The following is a 7491-nucleotide window of genomic DNA, read 5'->3' as shown; positions in this document are numbered from 1 at the left end:
CCGAGCTCTATCATGAACGGGACGACACCCGTCTCCTTCATGAGCCAGGTATCCCTGAGGAGGCTGCGTTTTTCTTCCGGGGTATAAGTGTTTTTCACGTACTGTCTCCTTTTATTAACAAATTATGAAGCGCGAAGGAAGGCTTTCCTGAACTAAGGTACGATCTTTGAATCGCGGTTCAGTTTTTCCTTCAGCCGGGAAAAAACTTCCCTGGTTGATTCAACAGGCTTACGAAAACTATCCGATGTGAGGGCGTGTTCCTGAATGGTCCTGTAAAGAGCCTGAATATTCCCCGTAGGGGTATCCTCCTGGAAGTGATGGGCCCCGCCCAGGATAAATCCGCCGTCTTTCCCGCATCCGCGCATGAGCCGCAGGACCTCGTCTTCAACATCCTTCGGATTCCCCTTCGGCATCAGGAGCTGGATATCCAGCCCCCCCATCAGGGTCAGACGGTCGCCGAAACGCTGCTTCGTCTCAATCGGATCGATAGCCTGGGGCTGGACAGGATGAAGCACATCCAGACCTATTTCTATCATCTCCTCCACGATGGCGCCGCAGTTCCCGCAGCTGTGATAGGCAATCTTTATTTCGGGATTGGCGTCCTTGAAATCCCTGAACAGGCTGGCATAGCGCGGTTTCAGATACTTTCTCCACAGTTCGGGAGATATCATCATCCCCTGCTGGGACGCCACATCGTCTCCCATCCACACCATATCGACGCCCATGCGGATGTATTCGAGCAGCACCGCCCGGGGGAATTCCATGATCTTGTCCAGAAGTGTGTTGACGTATTCTTCGTTCAGCAGCATGTCGAGCATGAACTGATCCAGTCCGCGCAGGTACCAGGCGGTTTCGAACAGGCTGCAGCGGCAGGAGCCTGCAATCCAGTACTCATCTCCGTACAGGTCCAGAATCCGCTCCATTTCGCCGTAGAGTTTTTTCTCCGACGGATCAGGGACACTCCATGTATCGAGCTTTGCTTCGTCACCGGCAAGCGGGTTCTCGATGATAGTTGTATAGTATCCGAAATTGTTTTTGATGTTGCGCCAGGTTATCCCCCAGGGACACACATATTCGGGGTCGGTGGAATAGTTATTGCTTTTTTCTATACCGATACCGACCTGGACCATATCATTTCCGAAATAAATCCCCACATCCTCCTCCCGGATACTCAACTCCCCTCGCAATTTCTGTGCCAGCCTGGGAGTGAAGGAGGAGAAGGTGGGGAGCTGCTCAGTTTCGATATGCGCTATGGCTGCACGCACCCGTTCTTTGGGCTTCATATACAGGTTCCCTGAGCAGCAGCTATCTGCCCGCATAAAGCAGGTTGGGAAGCCCGATTACCAGATCCGGAAAAATCACGATAAGAACAAGGACTATAAAAAGCGGCAGCAGAAAGGGTGCTGTCGCCTTCACAACCCGTCCGTAGGAGAGCCCTGAAACCTGCTGCATGACGAAAAGGACAATCCCGAAGGGCGGCGTCAGAAGGCCGATCATCAGGTTCAGGACCATCACGACCCCGAAATGAACCGGATCTATTCCGACTCGCTGGATAACGGGCATCAGGATCGGCGTAAGGATCAATATCGCTACGGTGGGATCCAGAAAGCATCCTATAACGAGAAGGAAGAGATTCACCACCAGAAAGATAATCAGGGGATTATCGCTCAGGGTCATTAAGGAGTTTGCTATACGAACCGTAAGCCCGGAGCGCATAAGTATCCAGCCGTAGAACCCGGAAGCAGCTACGATGATACCGATAACTGCCGTCTCCCGGGCCGTATCGATAAATACCTGCTTTATCTCCTTGAACCCGAGCTCCTTCAGGGCGATCTTACCGATTACCAGGGCGTAGAGGACGGCGATGGCCGCAGCTTCAGTTGGAGTAAAGGCACCCGACCAGATTCCGCCTAAAAGAATAACCGGCGTCAGAAGGGGGAGAATCGCATCCATGAGGCTCTTTGCCAGCCCCTTGACGGACAGCAGTCCCAGACGGGGGTAGCCTCTCCGGTGGGCATACCAGCTTACCAGCAGCATGAGTATCGCCGTCATTATCAGGCCCGGAACGACACCTCCAAGAAAAAGACGGCCCACCGATACCCCGGACATAAAACCGAATACAACCATGGGCAGACTGGGGGGAAAAATAGGCCCGATCGTTGAAGAAGCGGCTGTAATGGCAACGCTGAAATCCTTGTCGTACCCGCCGTCCTCCATGGCCTCAAGTTCGATCTGGCCAAGCCCGGCGGCGTCGACAACGGCGGCACCGGACATTCCGGCAAAGATAAGACTGGCCACGACATTGGCGTGTCCAAGTCCGCCGGGGAGAAAGCCGACGACAGAATGGGCGAACCCGAAAATCTTGGAGGTTATCTTTGAGCTGTTCATTATTTTCGCAGAGAGAATAAACAACGGAATAGCCAAAAGCAGAAAATTATTCAGGCCGAACATCATTCTGCGGGATATTACCGACAGAACCGCGTTGGGCCCAGCGTTGTATAAATATCCGAAAAGAGCTGAACCTCCCAGGGCAAAAGCAACGGGCACCCCCAACGCAAGCAGGCCGATCAATCCGAAGGTAATAAAAAAGATCATTCTGCATCCTCCTCACCCGCAGAATCGTGATGTGTAAGCTCATCAATACGAGTTATGGGTTTGTACAAACCGCGAATATCCAGTATCAGATTGTGCAGCAGGTAATAGGACATAATTATTCCGGAAATCAGTACAATAAGATAAATCACACCCATCCTGAACCATGGAACAGTGGGAAGATAGTTGTTCCAGGTCGCCCCGATATTGGGGAAACTGCCTGCAACCAGGACATACAGAAAAGGTGCAATCAAAAGACGACCGATTATCCTTACAATGCGCTGTGCCTTTTTCGGCAGCAGGATGGTTACCGTATCGATTCCGATGTGCTCCTCGTCCTTCATAACAGCTGCGGATCCAATGAAAACAATAAATACGAAAATGTACTCAGACAGTTCCTGCGACCACGAAGATGGAATCTCCAGAATATTTCTGAAGATTATGGTGGTCATTACAAGCAAAAACATTATCAGCAGGACGAGAGCGTTAACCAGTTCAAGCACCTTCTTCATTTTTCAGCTCCTCTTTGGACATTGCCTTAAGCGGCAACATCAAAAAAAGTACGCCACAGCCAAAAACCGTGGCGTACCAGAAAAGGTTCACAACATTACTGAATGGAACCGGACGATAAAGACGGCCCTACAGTTTCTGCAGCTGCTCGTAAAGTCCCGGTTTCCACTCTTCGCGGCCAAGTTTTTCCAGTACCGGCTGAACAGCTTTCTGGAAAGCATCCTTGTCGACTTCGATCAGTTCCATGCCGAGATCGTTTACAAGCTGTTTGACATACTGGGCATCGCCATCGCGGGTAAGATCGTTGGCATAGTCGGTGGCTTCCTTCATGGCATCCAGGAACATCTTCTGGTCTTCCGCAGACTGCCGGTCGAACCAGATATTGGACATCAGAAAACGGGCTGCAGAGAAGATATGCTCTGTTTTAACCAGATATTTCTGAACTTCGTAAAATTTGTAATTGAGAATGGTCTCGGGGGGATTCTCCTGTGCTTCCACCGTACCGGTCTGAAGTGCCAGGTATACCTCGGAAAAATTGATGGGTGTAGGAAGTGCACCGAGTTCTTCCCAGGCCATCATCCAGGACTCGAGCTGGGGAAGACGGATCTTCAGGCCCTGAACATCGGAGACCCTGCGGATGGGTTTGTTGGCGGTCAGATAGCGTGCACCCCGCAGAACGACACCTACAGTCTTGACACCCCGTTCCTTTTCGATAAGATCGGAGATCTCTTTTCCAAGAGGGCCGTTCCAGTAAGCCCAGAACTGATCAACATTCTTGAAGATATAGGGAACCTCGGAGCAGAAATATTCAGGATAGAACTGTCCGATATCGCCGGAGCCGTTGGCGCCGAACTCGACGGAGCCGTCGATCAGCTGTTCGAAGGTCTCGCGTTCATTACCCATTGCCCCGCCGGTGTGTATAATAACCTCAAAGCGGCCGTTGCTTTTCTCTTCCACGATCTTCTTGAAAAGATCGAGTCCCTTATCCTGGGGTGAATCATCCGGAAAGGTCGACGCAACGTTGACGATTTGAGTCTTCGCTGAACCTTCCTTGGCCCCTTCCGCCAGAACCGGAACGGCGGCGAGAAAAGCCACAATCACACACAGCAATAACAGTTTCTTTAACATCTTTTCCTCCCTCGATACTACAGTACAATCTTGCACTTCAAAAAATTGTACTATCGCTAATATCAGGTGTCAAGAAATAGTTCCTTCGATACAGCATATTGTATATAACAATAGGGAATATTGTTGATCAGTACTGTGAATGTTCACGATATGCTTCATACATGGCGATAACATTCTCCACCGGCACATCCGGCTGAATATTATGAACCTGGGCGAAAATGTATCCTCCCCCCTTCTTGAAGATTTCCATATTGCGCCGGACCTCTTCCCTAACCTTGTCTGGAGTAACGGCGGGGAGTACAGCCTGGGTATCGATTCCGCCGCCCCAGAAAACGATCCTGCCGCCGTACTCTTCCTTCAGCTCCCCGGGATCCATCCCTGCGGCGGAGATCTGAACAGGATTCAGCGCGTCGATGCCGATCTCAATAAAATCCTCAATAAGCGGTCGGACTGCACCGCAGGAATGAAGGAGTACCCTGCATCCGTATTTCTTTATCTCTTCCACATATCTGGCATGACGGGGTTTTATGAATTCCCGGTAGGTATCCGGAGATATCAGCAGGGACTCCTGGGTGCCCAGATCGTCCGCGAATTTGACGACATCGATGGAGTCGCCTATCCGGTCCATCACAAAACGCAGAACCTCCAGGTTCCATTCCAGCACGCGGTCGAGAAATTCGTGAGAGAATACCGGATCGGTAACCAGGTCCATGTAGAAGTCCGTGATTCCCCGTATCCACGACGGCAGGCCGAAACATACCTCCCTCAGTCCTTCCAGAACCAGGGTGTACCTGCCGGCATAGCTGCTGATACGCTCTTCCAGTCCCGCCACCCTGTATTCGGAACGGGGGTCAGGCCACTGATACAGGGACAAAGCCTCCCGGGGATTATCAACCCGGAGAGGATGGGTCTTCATGGTGTAGTATTGTCCGTCGAAAACCCTGCCGATTCCCCACTGATCGTAGAAGAGACCGTCGCCGCCCTCCTTCCACGGACCGGATTCCCGGATATAGATTGTACGCGTGTCAGCGCCGAAATATTCCAGAATACGTTCATCAGGCACGACTACCTGCTGATCAACGGCTATTATGTTGTTCCCGGCGCAGGGGAACCCCAGGGCTTCGCACAATTTTTTTTCAATCTTCCAGTGCATTGTGGAATTGTTTATACCGCCGATATCAAGGGGGACTCTGTCGGGAAGATCTCCGCTGAAGACCTTCTGAATACGCCTCTTTCCGTCTGACATATGACACTCTCAAAGTTAAACTGGCTGACTGTGTGCAGCTTCTTTTCAGAGTATCACCGTTTCAGGGCATCGTCAAAAAACTTCTTTATCCTTCCGGAAGGATTCAGGACTGAAGGATCTGCCCGATCTTCTGTACAAAGGCCTCAGCCAGAATCCCATGGGACTCCTTTTCCAGATGGATTCCGTCGACAGGGCTCGATTCGATCAGCTCCGCGGCATCCAGAAAATGACACCCCCGTTCAAGCGACACCTGACGATAATGCCTGCCCAGCAGCAATGACTTCTCCCGGGCCCCGGCAAACATCTCTTTAAAGTCCGATAAAGGGCCCACCCTTGCCGGACTCACAAGGAGCACCTGGGGGCTTTCTCCTGCAGGCCCTGCAGTGCTGCCAAGTACGGTTGCGACAAGCCTGTCCATTGCCCGTGCGATATCATAGGCGGACAGGGAAAAGCGCAGCTTCAGATCGTTTGTGCCCAGCATCATGATTACAAGGTCGATGGGTCTGTGGGTTTCCAGGCAGGGGATCAGATAGCTCAATCCTTTTTTACCGCCTCCGGAGACGTGATCATCGAAGGTGGTGGTCCGTCCGTTGAGGCCCTCCTCGATAATCTCATGCAGGGTTCCGAACATCTCCTGCAGTCTCCCGGTCCAGCGGGTCTCCTTTCCGTAGCGGGATTTGTCGTGAGGATTCCACCCCCAGGTATTTGAATCGCCGAAACAGAGAATACGAGCCATGGCATACTCCTCCGGTAAACCATACTCCATGGGATATGCGGGGTCAATCTTTACAGATACCCGGCCTTATTGCTCCAGGGGCTCCAGAGCCCGGGGGAAAAGCCCGTTTGCCCAGGCCAGAAACAGACCGTAATTCAGCACCGGAACTCCGGCATCCCTGAAGGCGTCGAGGCGTGTCATGACCTTCGTACGGGTGAGCATACAGGAGGCGCACATTATTACGAGATCCAGATCCTTCAGTTCATCTTTCTCCGGCATCCGGCGGCTGAAGATGAACTCCGCATCCCGGCGGACCATCTGGCGAAAGAGACGCGGAATTTTAACCGTTCCGATATCATCCGCCTGCCGGTGGTGTGAACAGCTTTCCAGCATGAGAATTCTGGGCGCCGGCTTCATCTTCTCGAGAGCCGCAAGTCCCGGATTGTACCTGTCCAGTTCCCCCTTTTTACGGGCGAAGAGGATGCTGAAACTGGTAAGGGGCTGGTCCTCGGGAATGTCCGCGGCTACTTTATGGAAGGCCTGGCTGTCGGTAATCACCAGCTTTGGAGGCTCCTTAAGAGCCTGATAAAAACGGAAAAGCTCCCGTTCCTTTACCACCAGGGAAGCGCAGTCCCGGTCCAGGGCATCTCTGAGGGTCTCCACCTGGGGCAGGATGAGGCGCCCTTTGGGGGCCGCCAGATCGATGGGGGTTACCAGGAGTATCAGGTCGCCCTCGCTGACAAGCCCCTCCAGGGGTGTCGGTTCGGCCGCCGGGGCGATTTTTCCGATGGCCGCAATCAGTTCGGCAATTCCCTTAGCTTCGGGGTTCTCCACGCAAAAGCCACCGGTGCTTTCAAGCCAGCCTCGTTTCTTTTTGTCAAGGTTTTCCCTGCCATGGGTCAGCACGAGCAGGGCCGGGGCCTTCCCATTTTCAGCTGCCCGGCCGAAGAGCCGGGAGTAGAGCTGCTCTTCTGCTTCCGTAGGGCTCAGGTGGCCCGGACTTACCATGATCACCATGTCGGCGCTTCTGGTCCGTTCCATGGCAGCCTTTATACGCAAAGTCCCCAGCTCTCCTTCGTCGTCGATACCTGCGGTATCCACTATCGCCGCGGGGCCAAGGCCGGGAATCTCGAAGCTTCGGGTCACCGGGTCGGTGGTGGTGCCGGGCTGCCCGGAAACGATGGCGACCTTCTTTCCGAAAAGGGCGTTCATCAGTGAGCTTTTGCCGGCGTTTCGGATTCCAAGAAGTACGATCCGGGACTGTTCCGCCAGGGGTGTTGATTTCATATTCCTGCCTCGT

The 7491-nt window shown here is 52.9% G+C and carries 7 protein-coding genes; all 7 read right to left on the bottom strand.

What is annotated here, in order from left to right; translation table 11 throughout:
- Window positions 1–152 precede the first annotated feature (152 nt).
- The 7 genes from B4O97_RS17405 to hydF all read right to left on the bottom strand — a co-directional run bounded on the left by B4O97_RS17405 (window position 153) and on the right by hydF (window position 7478).
- Complete coding sequence (locus tag B4O97_RS17405) at window positions 153–1283, bottom strand: uroporphyrinogen decarboxylase family protein (protein WP_158084378.1); 1131 nt, start codon at window positions 1281–1283, stop codon at window positions 153–155.
- Window positions 1284–1305: 22 nt separating this feature from the next.
- Complete coding sequence (locus tag B4O97_RS17400; protein ID WP_083052787.1) at window positions 1306–2595, bottom strand: TRAP transporter large permease; 1290 nt, start codon at window positions 2593–2595, stop codon at window positions 1306–1308.
- Entirely contained in the window at window positions 2592–3104 is a 513-nt protein-coding gene (locus B4O97_RS17395) for a TRAP transporter small permease (RefSeq protein ID WP_083052786.1), read from the bottom strand. The genes B4O97_RS17400 and B4O97_RS17395 overlap by 4 nt, the downstream gene beginning before the upstream one ends.
- 127 nt (window positions 3105–3231) lie before the next feature.
- Window positions 3232–4230, bottom strand: a complete 999-nt coding sequence (locus tag B4O97_RS17390; RefSeq protein WP_083052785.1) for a TRAP transporter substrate-binding protein — start codon at window positions 4228–4230, stop codon at window positions 3232–3234.
- A 127-nt stretch (window positions 4231–4357) separates the two neighbouring features.
- Window positions 4358–5476 (bottom strand): uroporphyrinogen decarboxylase family protein, encoded by a 1119-nt coding sequence (locus B4O97_RS17385; RefSeq protein WP_083052784.1) that lies wholly within the window; start codon window positions 5474–5476, stop codon window positions 4358–4360.
- Window positions 5477–5579: 103 nt separating this feature from the next.
- Complete coding sequence (locus B4O97_RS17380; protein WP_083052783.1) at window positions 5580–6212, bottom strand: SGNH/GDSL hydrolase family protein; 633 nt, start codon at window positions 6210–6212, stop codon at window positions 5580–5582.
- A 66-nt stretch (window positions 6213–6278) separates the two neighbouring features.
- Window positions 6279–7478, bottom strand: coding sequence for a [FeFe] hydrogenase H-cluster maturation GTPase HydF (gene hydF, locus B4O97_RS17375; RefSeq protein WP_083052782.1), 1200 nt, complete (start codon window positions 7476–7478; stop codon window positions 6279–6281).
- Window positions 7479–7491 lie beyond the last annotated feature (13 nt).

This window comes from Marispirochaeta aestuarii (assembly GCF_002087085.1).
GTDB classification, from domain to species: domain Bacteria; phylum Spirochaetota; class Spirochaetia; order JC444; family Marispirochaetaceae; genus Marispirochaeta; species Marispirochaeta aestuarii.
The sequence above is the reverse complement of the archived record's forward strand: the minus strand, read 5'-3'. Positions and strand labels throughout refer to the sequence as shown.